This is a genomic window from Actinomadura madurae, assembly GCF_047130825.1.
Lineage (GTDB): Bacteria > Actinomycetota > Actinomycetes > Streptosporangiales > Streptosporangiaceae > Spirillospora > Spirillospora madurae.
This window is the reverse complement of the sequence record NZ_CP083237.1, coordinates 637934-653621: the sequence shown is the minus strand read 5'-3', so window position 1 is coordinate 653621 and position 15688 is coordinate 637934. Positions and strand designations below refer to the sequence as shown.

Annotated in this window: 12 protein-coding genes; 6 read left to right on the top strand and 6 right to left on the bottom strand. The window is 73.8% G+C overall.

All coding sequences use genetic code 11. The annotated features are described in order from the left end of the window. Positions 1 to 18 precede the first annotated feature (18 nt). A complete protein-coding gene (locus K8Z49_RS03020) occupies positions 19 to 933 on the bottom strand; it encodes an Lrp/AsnC family transcriptional regulator (protein WP_021599873.1) in 915 nt (304 codons plus the stop codon). Between the two features lie 709 nt (positions 934 to 1642). Between K8Z49_RS03020 and K8Z49_RS03015 the strand changes: the two genes are divergently transcribed. The 6 genes from K8Z49_RS03015 (at position 1643) to K8Z49_RS02990 (ending at position 7559) form a co-directional block, all read left to right on the top strand. Beyond that, positions 1643 to 3079 carry a GuaB1 family IMP dehydrogenase-related protein gene (locus K8Z49_RS03015; protein ID WP_021600430.1) on the top strand — a complete coding sequence of 479 codons (1437 nt, stop codon included), beginning with the start codon at positions 1643 to 1645 and terminating at the stop codon, positions 3077 to 3079. Positions 3080 to 3214: 135 nt separating this feature from the next. Then, on the top strand, positions 3215 to 3826 hold the full coding sequence (locus K8Z49_RS03010; protein ID WP_024934941.1) for a hypothetical protein: 612 nt from the start codon (positions 3215 to 3217) through the stop codon (positions 3824 to 3826). 45 nt (positions 3827 to 3871) lie between these two features. Beyond that, entirely contained in the window at positions 3872 to 5350 is a 1479-nt protein-coding gene (locus tag K8Z49_RS03005; RefSeq protein WP_021599896.1) for an LCP family protein, read from the top strand. Positions 5351 to 5424: 74 nt separating this feature from the next. Next, on the top strand, positions 5425 to 5859 hold the full coding sequence (locus tag K8Z49_RS03000) for a hypothetical protein (protein WP_024934942.1): 435 nt from the start codon (positions 5425 to 5427) through the stop codon (positions 5857 to 5859). Positions 5860 to 5934: 75 nt separating this feature from the next. Continuing rightward, positions 5935 to 6996 carry an enolase C-terminal domain-like protein gene (locus K8Z49_RS02995; protein WP_021599894.1) on the top strand — a complete coding sequence of 354 codons (1062 nt, stop codon included), beginning with the start codon at positions 5935 to 5937 and terminating at the stop codon, positions 6994 to 6996. Then, positions 6993 to 7559 (top strand): AAA family ATPase, encoded by a 567-nt coding sequence (locus tag K8Z49_RS02990; RefSeq protein WP_075021668.1) that lies wholly within the window; start codon positions 6993 to 6995, stop codon positions 7557 to 7559. The genes K8Z49_RS02995 and K8Z49_RS02990 overlap by 4 nt, the downstream gene beginning before the upstream one ends. 6 nt (positions 7560 to 7565) lie before the next feature. Here the strand turns inward: K8Z49_RS02990 and K8Z49_RS02985 are convergent, their stop codons facing one another. The 5 genes from K8Z49_RS02985 to K8Z49_RS02965 all read right to left on the bottom strand — a co-directional run bounded on the left by K8Z49_RS02985 (position 7566) and on the right by K8Z49_RS02965 (position 15612). Further along, on the bottom strand, positions 7566 to 8870 hold the full coding sequence (locus K8Z49_RS02985) for an RDD family protein (RefSeq protein WP_412517556.1): 1305 nt from the start codon (positions 8868 to 8870) through the stop codon (positions 7566 to 7568). An 88-nt stretch (positions 8871 to 8958) separates the two neighbouring features. After that, positions 8959 to 10113, bottom strand: coding sequence for an acyl-CoA dehydrogenase family protein (locus K8Z49_RS02980; protein ID WP_412517555.1), 1155 nt, complete (start codon positions 10111 to 10113; stop codon positions 8959 to 8961). Next, a complete protein-coding gene (locus tag K8Z49_RS02975; protein WP_412517554.1) occupies positions 10110 to 12071 on the bottom strand; it encodes a biotin carboxylase N-terminal domain-containing protein in 1962 nt (653 codons plus the stop codon). Before K8Z49_RS02975 ends, K8Z49_RS02980 begins: the two co-directional genes overlap by 4 nt. An 8-nt stretch (positions 12072 to 12079) precedes the next feature. Then, a complete protein-coding gene (locus tag K8Z49_RS02970; RefSeq protein ID WP_181663284.1) occupies positions 12080 to 13672 on the bottom strand; it encodes an acyl-CoA carboxylase subunit beta in 1593 nt (530 codons plus the stop codon). Continuing rightward, positions 13669 to 15612, bottom strand: coding sequence for an acyclic terpene utilization AtuA family protein (locus K8Z49_RS02965; protein ID WP_412517553.1), 1944 nt, complete (start codon positions 15610 to 15612; stop codon positions 13669 to 13671). The genes K8Z49_RS02970 and K8Z49_RS02965 overlap by 4 nt, the downstream gene beginning before the upstream one ends. Positions 15613 to 15688 lie beyond the last annotated feature (76 nt).

The window sequence follows — 15688 nt, the reverse complement described above, 5'->3', positions numbered from 1 at the left end:
CCGGGGCGGCGGTCCGGGTCAGGACGACCCGTTGAGGGGCTGGGCGGGGAGCTCGACCGTGTAGGACTCCTTGACCACGTCCAGGTGGTGCCAGGACTCCCGCACCGTGACGCCGGGCACGGACCGGATGGCGTCGAGCACGGAGACCAGCTCGCCGCGCGAGGCCGCCTCGGCCTGCCCGACGATGTCGTAGCGCCCGAAGCCGGTCGCCAGGTACCGGACGCCGTCCTGGGCCGCGACCGCGTCGGCCACGGCCCGCAGCCCGCCGGTCACCACCAGCCCGAATCCGCCGAGCTCGGCGGCGCCGAGGGCCAGCGGGTCGGCCAGGCCGGTGACCTGGATGACGCCGGTGCGCATGAGCCGGACCACCCGGGCCCGGGTGGCCGCCTGGGAGAGGCCGATGACGTGCGCGAGACGGGTGTAGGGAGCGCGCCCGTCGCGCTGCAGCTCGTGCAGGAGCCGCCAGTCGATGTCGTCGAGGGTGACCTCGCCGAGCTCGCGCACCACCGTGTGCGTGTCGCGCACGGTGGACACCGACCGGAACACCTCCGCCGCGCGGACGCCGGGGACGGACCGGATCTGGTCCACCTCGGCCGCGAGCGCGGCGTCGTCGCGGGTGCGCACCTGCGCGACGAGGTCGTACGGGCCGGCGGTCAGCGCGGCGAAGCTGACGGCGGGCCGCTCGGCGACCGCCTTGGCGACCTCCCGGGCGGAGCCGTCCACGGTGACCGACACGTGCCCGATCGCCTCCGCGCCGACGACGGCGGCGTGCACGATGCCGACGACCCGGACGACCTGCGTTTCGAGAAGGTGCTGCACCCGTGCCCGCACGGCCGTGCGGGAAAGCCCGACGCGGTCGGCGAGCGCCTGGAACGTCGCCCTGCCATCCCGCTGGAGCTCGCGGACGAGCACGGCGTCGACCGCATCCAGCACGGTTCTCCTCCTCGACGTGTGGTGAATCGTTCTGCCAGCGACTGCAAGATCATTCCATTTCAGGACGGTATGACGTCAAATATTGATCTTGCTCGTGTTCGCCATGCCCGGCGGCCGTCGATGCGTCGGCGACCGGTTCCGGCAGGCGACGTTTCCGACGTCGCCTCGACCGGCGCGGGAGCGCAACGCTGCCGGGCCGCGCCGCGCGCTCGGCGCGGCGCGGCCGTGCGGGCGGCGGGCGTGCGCGGGCGCGGTGATCACTCGGGCGACCGCCGCGCGGCCGGGACGGCCCGCGGCGCAGGCGGACGGGGCACACCGGGGCCGAGTGCGTGACCTGCATGCGCTTCTCCCGGTGTTCTGCTGTCACGCCCCCTCCGGCGGATCCACCGTCCGCATGAGGCACATGTAAGAAAAGTGCATCGAGGGCGCAGTTACGTCAAGAGGTAACTTTACAGAGAGCCAAGCCCCACGTTGCACCGTTTTCAACCAGGTCTGCCCGGTCACTTTCGTTGTGCCTGGAAGGAGGCGGACACCGCGGCGGAGATCACATCGGCGCCGCCGCGGGGACACCGTGTCATCACCCCTGGGTACGGCCCCTGCGGGCCAGCGCGCGGCGGGCCCTACCGGCGTGTCCGGAGCATCGCCGGGTATGACCGACAATGTTCGGTGGCCCAGCCACTCTGATCCGGGATTGGTGTGTAGTACAGCCGTGCACCTGCTGAACGGTGGGCGTTCCGCTCACGATCTCACCTACAACGACGTCTTCATGCTCCCCCGCCGCTCCTCGGTCGGGTCGCGGCTGGACGTCGACCTCGCCACCTCCGACGGCAGCGGCACCGCCATCCCGCTCGTGGTGGCCAACATGACGGCCGTCTCGGGCCGCCGGATGGCGGAGACGGTCGCCCGGCGCGGCGGTGTCGCGGTGCTCCCGCAGGACATCCCCGCCGACGTCGTCGCCGAGGTCATCGGCTGGGTCAAGGGCCGCGACCTGGTCGTGGACACCGCGATCCGGCTGGACCCGTCCAGCACGGCCGGGGACGCGCTCGCGCTGCTGCCGAAGCGGGCGCACAACGCCGTCATCGTCGTCGAGGACGACCGGCCGGTGGGCGTCGTCACCGAGGCCGACTGCCAGGGCGTCGACCGGTTCGCCCAGCTCCGCGACATCATGTCCCGCGACCTGGTGACGCTGCCGGCCGGCGTCGACCCGCGCGAGGCGTTCGACCGGCTGCACGAGCGCGGCCACCGGCTCGCCCCCGTCGTGGACGGCGAGGGCCGCCTCGCCGGCGTCCTCACCCGCACGGGCGCGCTGCGCGCCACCCTCTACACGCCGGCCGTGGACACCGCGGGCCGGCTGCGCATCGCGGCCGCGGTCGGCGTCAACGGCGACGTCGCGGGCAAGGCCAAGGCGCTGCTGGAGGCGGGCGCCGACCTGATCGTGGTGGACACCGCGCACGGCCACCAGGAGAAGATGTTCGGCGCGCTCGCCGCCGTCCGCGGCCTGGACCCCGCCGTCCCGGTGGTGGCGGGGAACGTGGTGACCGCCGAGGGCACCCGCGAGCTGATCGAGGCCGGCGCCGACATCGTCAAGGTCGGCGTGGGCCCCGGCGCGATGTGCACGACCCGGATGATGACGGGGGTCGGCCGCCCGCAGTTCTCCGCCGTCCTGGAGTGCGCCGCCGAGGCGCGCCGGCACGGCCGGCACGTGTGGGCGGACGGCGGCGTCCGGCATCCCCGCGACGTCGCCCTCGCGCTCGCGGCGGGCGCGGCGAACGTGATGGTCGGCTCGTGGTTCGCCGGCACCTACGAGTCCCCGGGCGACCTGCAGCGCGCCGCCGACGGGCGGCTCTACAAGGAGAGCTTCGGGATGGCGTCCGCGCGGGCGGTGCGGCTGCGGACCGCCGAGGACTCCCCCTTCGACCGGGCCCGCAAGGCCCTGTTCGAGGAGGGCATCTCCACGTCCCGGATGTACCTGGACCCGCAGCGCCCCGGCGTGGAGGACCTGATCGACTCGATCGTGGCGGGGCTGCGCAGCTCGTGCACCTACGCGGGCGCCCGCACCCTGGAGGAGTTCCACGAGCGCGCCACGATCGGGATCCAGAGCCCGTCCGGCTACGCCGAGGGCAAGCCGCTGTCCAGCAGCTGGTAAACGCCGCCTCTCGCACCGGGCGGCCGGCGCCGCAATTCGCGACACGCCGCCTCCGGCACGCCGTTATCCCCGCGCTGACCTGCACGCTCTTACTCCGGGACGGAGAGGGGTCTTCGTCGGCAAAGGGGGCGGGGCATGATCGACGGCGCGCCGGCGGGCACCGCGACGCGAGCGCGGCCGAAGGACGCGCCCTGCGCGCCGCCTCCCGCCCCCGGACGGGACGCCCGGGCCGGGGACGCCGCACTGCGCGGCCTGGCCGAGGCGCTGCTGATCGCCGGGGTCTCGCCGGCGCTGCCGGGGATCGCGCTCCTGCGCTCCGGGCGCGTCCGGTGCGGCTCGGCGCTGCTCGCCGGGCAGGCGCTCGCGCTGGCGGCCGCCGCCCTCGCCGCCGGGCACGGCCCGCCGGCCGGGCCGGTCTGGCCGGCCGCCGCCACGGCCGGCTGTGTGCTGCTCGCGGCGCTGTGGGCGGCGCTGATCGTCCATGCCTACGCCGTGCTGGTGCCGGACGGGCTGCCGCCGCTGCTGCGCCTCGCCGGCGGCACCACCGTCGCCGTCCTGTGCCTGCTGGTGATCGTCCCGCCGCTCGGCGCCGCCCGCGCGCTCGCGCCCGGCGCCGTCCGGAAGATCATCCCGGCTTCCCTGACGGGGACGGATTCAATATCCTGGATCACAGCTGTACCAGAGGCCACACCCGCTCGCATGCGGTCGACTCCCACGCAACCTTTGCCCGGTTCCGCGCGTCCATAATGTGAGCCAGGGCTTAAATCACCGTGGGTGGGAATCGGAGCGTACATGGGTCGGTCCGCGAGGCGGCATGCCCGGGGAAGGGACGAGGACGGCACCTCCGGCGGAGCCGGGGGTCTCCCTCGCGCGCTGGCGCTGACGCTGGCGTCCGCCCTGGTGTGGGGCATCGCCCACTTCGCCGCGGGCCGCCGGATCGCCGGCGGGCTGCTGCTCGCCCTGTACCTGACGGTCGCCGTCGCCATGGCGGGCGCGGCCACGGTCTACCGCTCCGACCTGGTGCACCTCGCGGTCCAGCCGGCGGCGCTGCAGCGGATGTCCGGCGGGCTCGTCGCGCTCGGGGTGGTGTGGATCCTCGTGGTGATCCGCTCCTACCTGGTGCTGCGCCCGGCCCGCCTCGCGGTCGGCGCCCGGGCGCTCGGCGCGGCCTCCGTCGCGGTGATGTGCTTCGCCGTCGCCGTGCCGGTCGCGTGGTCGGCGCACAGCACCTACGTCTACCGGAACGCGCTCACCAGCATCTTCCGCAGCGGCAGCGAGAACGGCAAGAAGGTCGACGCCGAGGACCCCTTCAACGGCGAGCCCCGCGTCAACGTCCTGCTCCTCGGCGGCGACGCGGCCTCCAACCGCACCGGCGTGCGCACCGACAGCATGACGGTGGCCAGCGTCGACACCAAGACCGGCGACACCGTGCTGCTGAGCCTGCCGCGCAACCTGGAGAGCTTCCCGATGCCGCCCGGCCCGGCCCGCGACCGGTTCCCCTACGGCTTCACCGGCGACGGCCCGCAGAACCCGGGCCTGCTCAACGAGGTGTACGAGTACGCCGAGAACCACCCCGACGTGGTGCCCGGCGTCGCCAAGAACCACCGCGGCCCCGAGCTGCTGAAGGCCACCATCGCAGGCATCCTCGGCGTGCGCGTCGACTACTACATCCTCGTCGACATGTTCGGCTTCGCCGACATCATCGACGCCATGGGCGGCGTCAAGATCAAGATCACCGAGCCGATCCCGTACGGGCTCCAGGGCGCCGTCCTGCAGCCCGGCGACCGGACGCTGTCGGGCAAGGAGGCCCTCTGGTACGGGCGGTCCCGCACCAACAGCAGCGACTACGTCCGGATGAGCCGGCAGAAGTGCCTGATGCGCGCGATCGCCGAGCAGGCCGACCCGCAGACCGTCCTGCGGAGCTTCGACAAGCTCGCCGCCGCGGCCAAGCGGACGCTGTCGACCGACATCCCGCAGGAGCTGCTGCCCGCGCTGGTGAAGCTGTCGAACAAGGTCAAGAACGGCGCGCAGATCCGCAGCCTGCAGTTCGTCCCGCCGCTGATCTACACCGGCAACCCCGACTTCGACAAGATCCGCAAGCTGACGTCCGAGGCCGTCAACAGCGACCCCCGGCAGGTCAGCGCCAAGCCGAGCGGCACCCCGGGCGGCACGCCGGGCACAACGCCGACCCAGTCGCCGGACTCCCCGGACGGCTCCGAGTCCCCCAAGCCCGACAGCAAGCCCGTCTCCCTGAAGAGCAGCTGCCCCTGAGCCGGCCCCGGCCGGCCCGGAACGCCCGCGCCCGCGGGGTTTCCCGGCGCCGGGCGGCAGGGGAAACTGGGCGCGTGAAACGGGCGCATCGGGTGCGGCAGTTGGTCAACGCGGTCAACCTGTCCACGGGGCTGGGGCTCCTGCTGGCCGCGACCACGGCGCGCGGCGCGGGGTTCCGCAGGGGCCCGGACGGGCTGATCGTGGCGGGCGGCTACCGGCTGCCGGTGCCGGTCGCGTCCGCGTTCACGGTCGGCAACGTGATCCTGCTGCGCGGCGACGCGTCCCGGCTGTCCGACACGTCGCGGCTGCTCCGTCATGAGGGGCGCCATTCGACGCAGTACGCCTGGTGCCTCGGCGTCGCCATGATCCCGCTCTACGGGGCGTGCGCGGGCGTGTCGATGCTGCTGTGCGGGGACTGGGCGTCCTACAACCCGTTCGAGCGCCTCGCCGGCCTCGCGGACGGCGGATACGAGCGGCGGCCGCTCCGCCCGTTCCTGCGGCGGTCCTGACCCGCGCCGATGTCCGCGCCGGTCCGCCGAGGGGGGATCATTGAGGGAGACGACTACCTCGAAGGGCTGGTACGGGTGCCTCTGATCCAGGGCTGCGACGCCTTCCACGTGGCGATGCCGCGCGGAAGGCGGCCGGAGAGCGTCCTCGTCCGCCTCCACGGCGGCGGCGACGCGGTCGGCTGGGGCGAGATGCCCGTCCCGGGCGGCGCGGCCGGCGCGGGCCCGGCCTGGGCCGACATCGAGGAGCGCATGGGCCCGGCCCTGATCGGGCTCGACTGGGACCGTCCCGAGGACGTGTCCGCCGCCGCGGACCTCGGCGCCAGCGAGGCCGCCGCGGCCGTCGACACGGCCTGCTGGGACCTGTGGTGCCGGACGCGCGGCCTGCCGCTCGCGCACGCGCTCGGCGGCACCCGCACGTCCATCGTGACGGGGTCGCGCATCTCCCCGGAGCCCGCGCTGGACACGGTCACCCTGCGCGTCAACAAGGCCGTCGGGGCGGGCCACACCCGGGTCACGCTGGACGTCCGCCCCGGCTGGGACATCGAGCCCGTCCGGGCGATCAGGCAGGCGTATCCGGCGCTGGCGCTGGTCGCCGACGCGGGCCACGCCTACACCGAGTCGTCCGACCACATGGCGGTGCTGGAGGCCCTGGACGCCTACGGCCTGGCGGCGATCGAGCGCCCGTTCCCGTCCGGGGACCTCGCCGCGCACGCCCGGCTCCAGCTCCGGGTCGGTACCGCCGTCGCCCCCGCCGTCGGCGACCTGGACACCCTGGACGCGGCGCTGTCGCTGCAGGCCGGCCGGGCGCTGCACCTGCGGCTGGACCGGCTCGGCGGGCTGACCGCGGCCCGCAGCGCCCACGACCTGGCGTACGCGGCGGGATGGGACGTGTGGTGCAGCGGGTGCGGCTCGTTCGGCATCGGGCAGGCCGCCGCGGTCGCCCTCGCCGCGCTGCCGGGCTGCACGCTGCCGAGCGACGTGTCCGACCCCGCGGGCGGGCCGGTGTTCGTCACCCCGCCCGTCCGCTCGTCCGGCGGCGTCGTCGGGGTCCCGCTCACCCAGCCGGGCCTCGGCCACGAGATCGACGAGGCGCGCATCGAGCGGCTGGCGACCCGCCGCATGCGCCTGTCGACGTGACGCCCGCCCCGGTCTGGGTGGTGGCGGGCCCGCCCGGCTCCGGCAAGACGACCGTGTCGGACCTGATGCTGGAGCGGCTGCTCCCCGTCCCCGCGCTTCTGGACAAGGACACGATGTACGGGCCGTTCGTCAAGGCGACCCTCACGGCGTTCGCCCGGGACCCGGGCGAGCGGGAGGGCCCGTGGTACGACGAGCACGTCAAGCCGCACGAGTACGCGGGGATGACCGCCACCGCGCGGGAGATCCGTTCCCGCGGCTGCCCGGTGCTGCTGAGCGGCCCGTTCACCGGGCAGATCCGGGACGCGTCGCGCTGGACGGAGTGGACGGCGTCCCTGGGCGGCCCGCCGGTGCGCCTGGTGTGGGTCAGGACGGACGCCGCGACCCTCCGCCGCCGCCTGGAGGACCGGGGCTCCCCGCGCGACACCGGCAAGCTGGCGGACTTCGACGCCTTCGCCGCCCGGATGCTGCCGGAGACGCCTCCTCCGGTGCCCCACGTGGCCGTGGACAACCGCCTGACCGCGCCGGCCCCGCTGGAGGCACAGCTCGACGCTCTCCTCGTCTGAGGCCGCTCAGACGCGCTCCTCCGGCGGCTCGTCCCGCTGCTGCGGAATGTACGGCTGGGGCTGACCGTACGGGCCGGGCGGCGGCTGCCGGCCCGGCTGCCCGTACGGTCCCGGCTGGTGCTGGCCGGGCTGCGCATACGGGTCTGGATGGGCGTACTGGCCCGGCTGGGCATAAGGGTCGGGCTGCGCGTGCTGACCCGGTGGCGCATACTGCCCAGGCTGGGCGTACGGGCCAGGTTGAGCGTACGGGCTCGGCTGGGCGTACTGGTCGGGTCGGGTGTACGGGTCGTAGTGCGGTTCGGGTGGAAGGATCGCGGGCGTTTCGGGGGGCTGCGGGAGCGGTTCGTCCTTGCAGGCCGCGCGGCGGTCGTTGTAGGCGTTCTTGAGGCGGCCTCCGAGACGCCTGCCCATGTCGCCGGCCTGCTGGGCCCGTTCGCCGTGCATCGCGTCCTGCATCCTGGTGACGGACCGGCGGCCGAGCTCCTGTGCCTGCCGGCCGCGCTCGGAGTGCAGGGCCCGCTGCATCGACTCGGCCTGGGCGAGCCGGGCGGCGTTGTCGCGGACGGCCCGGCCCGCGACCTGGCCCGCCGCCTGCGTCCCGTCCCAGGCGACGCCGGCGCCCTGCCGGGCGGCCTCGGCGGCACGCCGGTAGCCGCCCGCGCGGACCAGGACGGTGCCCGCGAGCAGGTCGGCGAGGGTGCGCCGCCGGGCGCCGACGAGGGCGGGTGCGCTGTTGGCCAGGAACACCGCCACGGCGGCCGCCCACACCACGAGGGCGAAGAAGAACATGCCGTGCAGGAGGAGGATCCATGCGGTGCAGTACAGGCCGGTCCCTCCCGCGGTGGTCACCAGGGAGCGGCGCAGGGCGCGGGACTTGGCGGTCTTCGCGTCCGCCACGCGCAGGTCGAGCACGGCCTTGCCGATGGTCCGCCCGGTCATGGCCTGGCCCGCGAACTGGTGCAGGAACTCGACGAGGATGAGCAGCAGCAGCGCCTGCTCGATGGCGCCGGCGATCTCGTGCCAGATGTCCAGCCCGAAGTCCTTGGCCGCGTTCTGGACGTCGCCGCCCGACAGCAGGAGCCCGCCGGTCGCGGACAGCGCGTCCCACCACAGCCCGTCGCCCAGGACGCCGTTCAGCCGTCCCCACGTCATCATGCCCAGGAGGACGGCGGCGCCGATGATGAGCGCGGTGTCGATGCTCCAGGCAGCGAGGCGCCGGCCGCGCGGCGCGGCCGGGGGCGCCTCCGGCTGGTCGGGCGGAGGGACGGGCGGGGGGCCGCTGGGCAGCGGAACAGGCGGCGGACCGTACACGGGAGTCCCTCGGGTCGCGTTGTCAAGTTGGTCGAAAAGTCCCGAACGGTCAGGAGTGTAGGGCGCTCGATGCCTCCCCGCCACCGCGTCAGTAGGACTTGGGCAACCCGAGCGAGTGCTGCGCGACGAAGTTCAGGATCATCTCGCGGCTGACCGGCGCGATCCGCATGAGCCGCACGACCCCGGCGAGCATCCCGACGCCGTACTCGGTGGTGAGGCCGTTGCCGCCGTGCGTCTGGATGGCCTGGTCGACGCAGTGGATCGCGGCCTCGGCGGTGGCGTACTTGGCCATGTTCGCGGCCTCGCCGGCGCCCATGTCGTCGCCCTGGTCGTAGAGCCAGGCGGCCTTCTGCGCCATGAGCCGGGCCAGCTCCAGCTCGATCTTCGCGGCGGCGAGCGGGTGCGCGAGGCCCTGGTGCGCGCCGATCGGGGTCTTGAACACCTGCCGTTGCCTCGCGTAGGCGGTCGCCTTGCCGAGGGCGAGCCGGCCGATCCCGGCGCCCATGGCGGCGGCCATGATCCGCTCGGGGTTGAGGCCGGCGAACAGCTGCAGCAGGCCGCCGTCCTCGTCGCCGACGAGCGCGTCGTAGGGCAGCCGGACGTCGTCGAGGTGGCAGACGAACTGCTTCTCCGGCGACACGATCTCCATGTCGATAGGGGTGAAGGTGAAGCCCGGCACGCCCGTCGGGACGATGAACAGCGAGGGCCGCAGGTTCCCCTTCTGGTCCTGCGTGCGGGAGACGAACAGGACGGCGTCCGCCTCGTCCACGCCGGAGATGAACGTCTTCTGCCCGTTCAGCACCCAACCCCCGCCGTCGCGGCGCGCCGTGGTGGTGATGCGGTGCGCGTTGGAGCCGGCGTCGGGCTCGGTGATCGCGAACGCCATCTTCACCGAGCCGTCGGCGAAGCGCGGCAGCCAGTGCTTCTTCTGGCCGTCCGTGCCGGACCGGGCGATGATCGTCGCGCAGATCGCCGGGGACACGACCATGAGCAGCAGCGGGCAGCCCGCGGCGGCCAGCTCCTCGCACACGGCGGCGAGGTCGCCGATGCCACCGCCTCCGCCACCGTACTCCTCCGGGACGTTGACGCCGAGGTAGCCGAGCCCCGCGGCCTCGGCCCACAGCTCGTCGGTCTTCAGCCCGACCCTGGCCTTCTCCACGTAGTAGGAGGAACCGTACTTGGCACCGAGTTCCGCGACGGCCGCGCGCAGCGCCTGCCGCTCCTCGGTCTCGACGAAGCTCATCCCGGGGTCCTTTCGATGACGGCGAGGACGGCGCCGGACTCGACCTGCCGTCCCGCGGCGACGTTCAGTTCGGTGACCGTCCCGGCGGACGGCGCGGCGACGCGGTGCTCCATCTTCATCGCCTCCAGGACGACGAGGACCTGCCCCGCGGCGACCTCCGCCCCCGCCTCCGTCTCGACGCGCACGACGGTCCCGGGCATGGGGGCGAGGAGGGAGCCGGGGGCGATCTGGTCGCTCGGGTCGGCGAACCGCGGGACGACGTCCAGCGTCACCGGGCCGAGGCGGGAGTCGACGTGCACGCGGTTTCCGGCCGCGGTCACGGTGAAGGTCTCGCGGAGGCCGTCACGGTCGAGGACGACCTGCTCCGGTGCGGCGCTCACCAGCGAGACGCCGGGGAACCGCTCGGAGGTGAGCCGGCCCCGGTTCAGGTCGTAGTCGACGTCGACGCGGCCGTGCGGTCCGTGGAACGTCCTGCGCTGCGGCTGGGACCGGACATTGCGCCAGCCGGACGGGAGGCCGCCGAGCACCGCGGCGCCGGCCCGGCTCGCGGCGGCCCGGGCGAGCGCGGCGGCCAGCGCGGAGATCCGCACGGCCGCCTCGTCCGCCAGCGGCGCGGCCAGGGCGCCGAGGCCGACGCGGTCGAGGTAGCCGGTGTCGGTGTCGCCGTCCAGGAAGGCCGGCTCCTCCAGGATCCGGACGAGCAGGTCGCGGTTCGTGGTCAGGCCGTGGATGCGGGCGCCGCGCAGCCCGGCGGCCAGCCTGCGGGCGGCGGCGGCCCGGGACGGCGCCCAGGCGATCAGCTTGGCGAGCATCGGGTCGTAGTGGACGCCGACCTCCGTGCCGCTCTCGACGCCGCTGTCGAGCCGCAGCCCGTGGGCGGCGGGGACGGCGAACGCGGCGTCGGCACCCGGCACCTCGAAGGTGTGCAGGGTGCCGCTGGCGGGCCGCCAGTCCTGCGCGGGGTCCTCGGCGTACAGGCGGACCTCGATGGCGTGGCCGCGGGGTTCCGGCACGTCCTTCGGCAGCCGCGCGCCTTCGGCGACCTCGATCTGCAGCCGTACGAGGTCCACGCCGTACACGCACTCGGTGACCGGATGCTCGACCTGCAGCCGGGTGTTGACCTCCAGGAAGAAGAAGCGGCCGTCCGGGGCGAGCATGAACTCGACCGTGCCGGCGCCCTCGTACCCGATCGCGCGGGCCGCGTTCGCCGCCGCCTCGCACAGCCGGGCGCGCAGGTCCGGCCCGACGGCCGGGGACGGCGCCTCCTCGACGATCTTCTGGTGGCGGCGCTGGATCGAGCACTCGCGCTCGCCTAGCGCCCAGACGGTGCCGTGCGCGTCGGCGAGGATCTGCACCTCGATGTGCCGGGCGTCCTCCAGCAGCGGCTCGCAGAACACGGTCGGGTCGCCGAAGGCCGACTCCGCCTCGCGGCGGGCCGCCGCGAGGGCGTCCTGCAGCCCGCCCGGCTCCCGGACGATCCGCATGCCGCGCCCGCCGCCGCCCGCGGACGCCTTGACCAGCAGCGGGAAGCCGTCGCCGGGCACGCCGGCGGGGTCGAGGTCGGGCAGGACCGGGACGTCCGCCGCGGCCATCAGCTTCTTCGCCTCGATCTTGGAGCCCATCGCGGCGATCGCGGCGGGCGGCGGGCCGACCCAGGTCAGCCCGGCGTCGATGACGGCCCGCGCGAAGTCCGCGTTCTCCGACAGGAACCCGTAGCCGGGGTGCACCGCGTCGGCCCCGGCCTGCTCGGCCACGGCGAGGATCCGCCCGGCCGACAGGTACGTCTCCGCGGGCGACGCGCCGGGCAGCCGTCCCGCCGCGTCCGCCTCCCGGACGTGCGGCGCGCCCGCGTCCGGGTCGGAGTGGACGGCGACCGTCGCGATGCCGAGGTCGCGGCAGGCGCGCAGGACGCGGCGGGCGATCTCGCCGCGGTTGGCGACCAGCAGACTCTTGATCATTTGTACGCTCACATCCGGAAGACGCCGAAGCCGTCGGCCCCGCGCACGGGCGCGTTGCAGACGGCGGACAGGCACAGCCCGAGGACGGTGCGGGTGTCGCGCGGGTCGATCACGCCGTCGTCGTAGAGGCGCCCCGACAGGAAGAACGGCAGCGACTCGGCCTCGATCTGCGCCTCGACCATCTCCCGCATCGCGCGGTCCTGGTCCTCGTCGTACACCTGCCCGCGCGCCTCGGCCGCCTGCCGCGCGACGATCGACAGCACGCCCGCGAGCTGCTGCGGCCCCATCACCGCCGACTTGGCGCTCGGCCACGCGAACAGGAACCGCGGGTCGTACGCGCGGCCGCACATGCCGTAGTTGCCCGCCCCGTACGAGGCGCCCATCACGATCGAGATGTGCGGGACCTTGCTGTTGGCCACCGCGTTGATCATCAGGGCCCCGTGCTTGATGATCCCGGCCTGCTCGTACTCCTTGCCGACCATGTAGCCGGTCGTGTTGTGCAGGAACAGCAGCGGGGTGTCGCTCTGGTTGGCGAGCTGGATGAACTGTGCCGCCTTCTGCGCCTCGTCCCCGAACAGGACGCCCTGCGCGTTGGCGAGGATCCCGATCGGGTGGCCGTGGACGCGCGTCCAGCCGGTGACCAGGCTCGTCCCGTACAGGGGCTTGAACTCGTCGAACCGGGACCCGTCGGCGATCCGGGCGATGACCTCGCGCGGGTCGAACGGGATCTTCAGGTCCTCGGGAACGATCCCGGCCAGTTCCTCCGCGTCGTACAGGGGTTCCTCCACCGGGCCCGGGGCGGGGCCGAGCTTGCGGTGCCCGAGGTTCTTCACGATCTGGCGGCCGAGGCGCAGCGCGTCCGTCTCGTCCGCGGCCATGTAGTCGGCGAGCCCGGACGTGCGGGCGTGCATCTCGGCGCCGCCCAGTTCCTCGTCGGCGGCCTCCTCCCCCGTCGCCATCTTCACCAGCGGCGGCCCGCCGAGGAACACCTTCGCGCGCTCCTTGACCATGACGACGTAGTCGCACATGCCCGGGATGTACGCGCCGCCGGCGGTGGAGTTCCCGAACACCAGCGCGATCGTCGGGATGCCGGCCGCCGAGAGCCGGGTCAGGTCCCGGAACATCCGCCCGCCCGGGATGAAGATCTCCTTCTGGGTCGGCAGGTCCGCGCCGCCCGACTCGACCAGGTTGATGAGGGGGAGCCGGTTCTCCAGGGCGATGTCGGACGCGCGGAAGCTCTTCTTCACGGTCCACGGGTTGCTCGCCCCGCCCCGGACCGTCGGGTCGTTCGCCACGATCACGCATTCGACGCCCTCGACGACGCCGATGCCGGTGACGATGCTCGCCCCGACGGGGAAGTCGCTCCCCCATGCCGCGAGCGGGCTCAGCTCAAGGAACGGCGAATCGGGGTCGAGCAGCAGCTCGATGCGTTCCCTGGCCAGCAGCTTCCCGCGCTTTCGGTGGCGGGCGACGTACTTCTCGCCGCCGCCCTCCAGCGCCTTCGCGTGCTCGGCGTCCAGCGCGGCCAGCTTCTCCAGCATGGCCTCGCGCCGTTCCCGGTACTCCGGGCCGTGGGTGTCCAGGGTGCTCTTCAGCGTCACAGGATCGTCTCCGGGATGTCGGCGAGGCGGGACCGCAGCCACTCCCCGAGTGCCTTGCCCTGCGGGTCGAACCGGGTCGAGGCCGACACCCCCTCCTGCAGCAGCCCTTCGACGACGAAGTTCACCGCACGCAGGTTGGGCAGCACGTGCCGCCGGACGACGTGGTCACGGGTCTCCGGGAGCAGCTCGCGGATCTTGTCGATGGTGAGGAAGGGCTCCAGCCAGCGCCACTGGGCGTCCGTCCGGGCCCACACGCCGATGTTGGCGTCCCCGCCCTTGTCCCCGCTCCGCGCCCCGACGACCCGCCCCAGGGGTTCACGGACGGTGCCCGACGGACCGGGGTTGTCCACAGATGCGGGTTCGGCCCCCAACCCGGGACCTGGGCGTTCGACACTGGGATTGGGCTGGACCCCCCGGGCGGGTGGGGACTGGGCGGAGACACTTTGGTCCCCCCCTCCCTCGGCAGCCGAGGACTGGGCGGGTGAGGACTGGACGGGTGAGGACTGGACGGAGAAACCTCGATCCTCCCCTCCCTCGGCAGCCGGGGCGGGGCCGCTGGCCGGGGCGGGGCCGCTGGCCGGAGCCGGGGTGGAGTCGTCTGTGGGGAGTGGAGTGACGGTGGGGGGCGGTGCGATCGGGATGCGGGTGCCCTCGTGGGTGACCGCCACGTGGTCGACCATGTCGTTGGGGACGAACGCCGGTTTGTAGACGCCGTAAGGGCTGCCCTTGCCGGGCGGGGACGTCATCGTGAAGCCCGGGTAGCCGGCGAGGGCGAGTTCCACGGCGGCTCCGCTGAAGGCGCGGCCCGCCTTGTCCGGGTCGGGGTCCAGGACGGCGCAGCGCAGCAGGGCCGTGGCCTCGCCCTGGGTCGCCGGGTCGGGTTCGGCGGTGCCGATGAGGGTCCACTCGACCCGGGCGGGGCGAGCGTCGCCGAAGGCCTCGTCGAGCTGCGCCTTCGCGAACTCGGCCTTCGCCTCGATGTCCAGGCCGGTCAGGACGAACGTCATCTCGTTGCGGTGGCCCCCGAGGTGGTTCAGGCACACCTTCGTGGTCGGCGGCGGCGGGACGCCCCTCACCCCGGCGATCCGCACCCGGTCGGGGCCGTCCTGCGCGAGCTCGATCGTGTCGAACCGCGTCGTCACGTCCGGGCCGGCATAGACCGGCCCGCCGATCTCGTACAGGAGCTGGGCCGTGACGGTCTCGACGGTCACCGCGCCGCCGGTGCCGTCGTGCTTGGTGATCACGCTGGAGCCGTCGGGGCGGATCTCGGCGATCGGAAAGCCCAGCGCCTTTACATTGTAGATCTCCTGGAAGAAGGCGAAGTTGCCGCCCGTCGCCTGGGCGCCGCACTCCAGGACGTGCCCGGCGGCCGTCGCGCCGGCCAGCGCGTCCCAGTCGTCGCGCGCCCAGCCGAAGTGCGCGGCGGCCGGGCCCACGACCAGCGACGCGTCGGTGACGCGGCCGGTCACCACCACGTCGGCCCCGGCCCGCAGGCACTCGGCGATCCCCCACGCGCCGAGGTAGGCGTTGGCCGTCAGCGGCGGCCCGTAGCGCTCGTCCGCCGGCCAGAGCTCGCCCGCCCGCGCCAGCAGGTCGTCGCCTTCGACATGCGCGATCCGGACGTCGAGGCCGAGGCGGGCGGCGAGCTCACGCAGCCGGTCCGCGAGCCCGCGCGGGTTGAGCCCGCCCGCGTTCGTGACGATCTTCGTGCCGCGCTCCGCCGCGAGCCCGAGGGACTCCTCCATCTGCCGCAGGAACGTCGTCGCGTACCCGGCGTCCGGGTCCTTCATCCTGCCCCGGCCGAGGATCAGCATCGTCAGCTCGGCGAGGTAGTCGCCGGTGAGGACGTCCAGCGGCCCGCCCTCCAGCATCTCCCGGACCGCGGAGAAGCGGTCGCCGTAGAAGCCCGAGGCGTTGCCCACCCGCAACGGTTGGCTCATGCCAGAACCCTGCCAGCCCGTCCCGAAAAAATCAATCGCGCATGATTGTTTCTCGCCGTGATCCTTTGGTTGACTG

Excerpts from the sequence above, each read along its gene's own strand:
- K8Z49_RS02965 (WP_412517553.1), bottom strand. The coding sequence starts at position 15,612 with ATGAGCCAACCGTTGCGGGTGGGCAACGCCTCGGGCTTCTACGGCGAC.
- K8Z49_RS03005 (WP_021599896.1), top strand. The coding sequence starts at position 3,872 with ATGGGTCGGTCCGCGAGGCGGCATGCCCGGGGAAGGGACGAGGACGGC.
- K8Z49_RS03010 (WP_024934941.1), top strand. The coding sequence starts at position 3,215 with ATGATCGACGGCGCGCCGGCGGGCACCGCGACGCGAGCGCGGCCGAAG.
- K8Z49_RS02975 (WP_412517554.1), bottom strand. The coding sequence starts at position 12,071 with ATGATCAAGAGTCTGCTGGTCGCCAACCGCGGCGAGATCGCCCGCCGC.
- K8Z49_RS02980 (WP_412517555.1), bottom strand. The coding sequence starts at position 10,113 with ATGAGCTTCGTCGAGACCGAGGAGCGGCAGGCGCTGCGCGCGGCCGTC.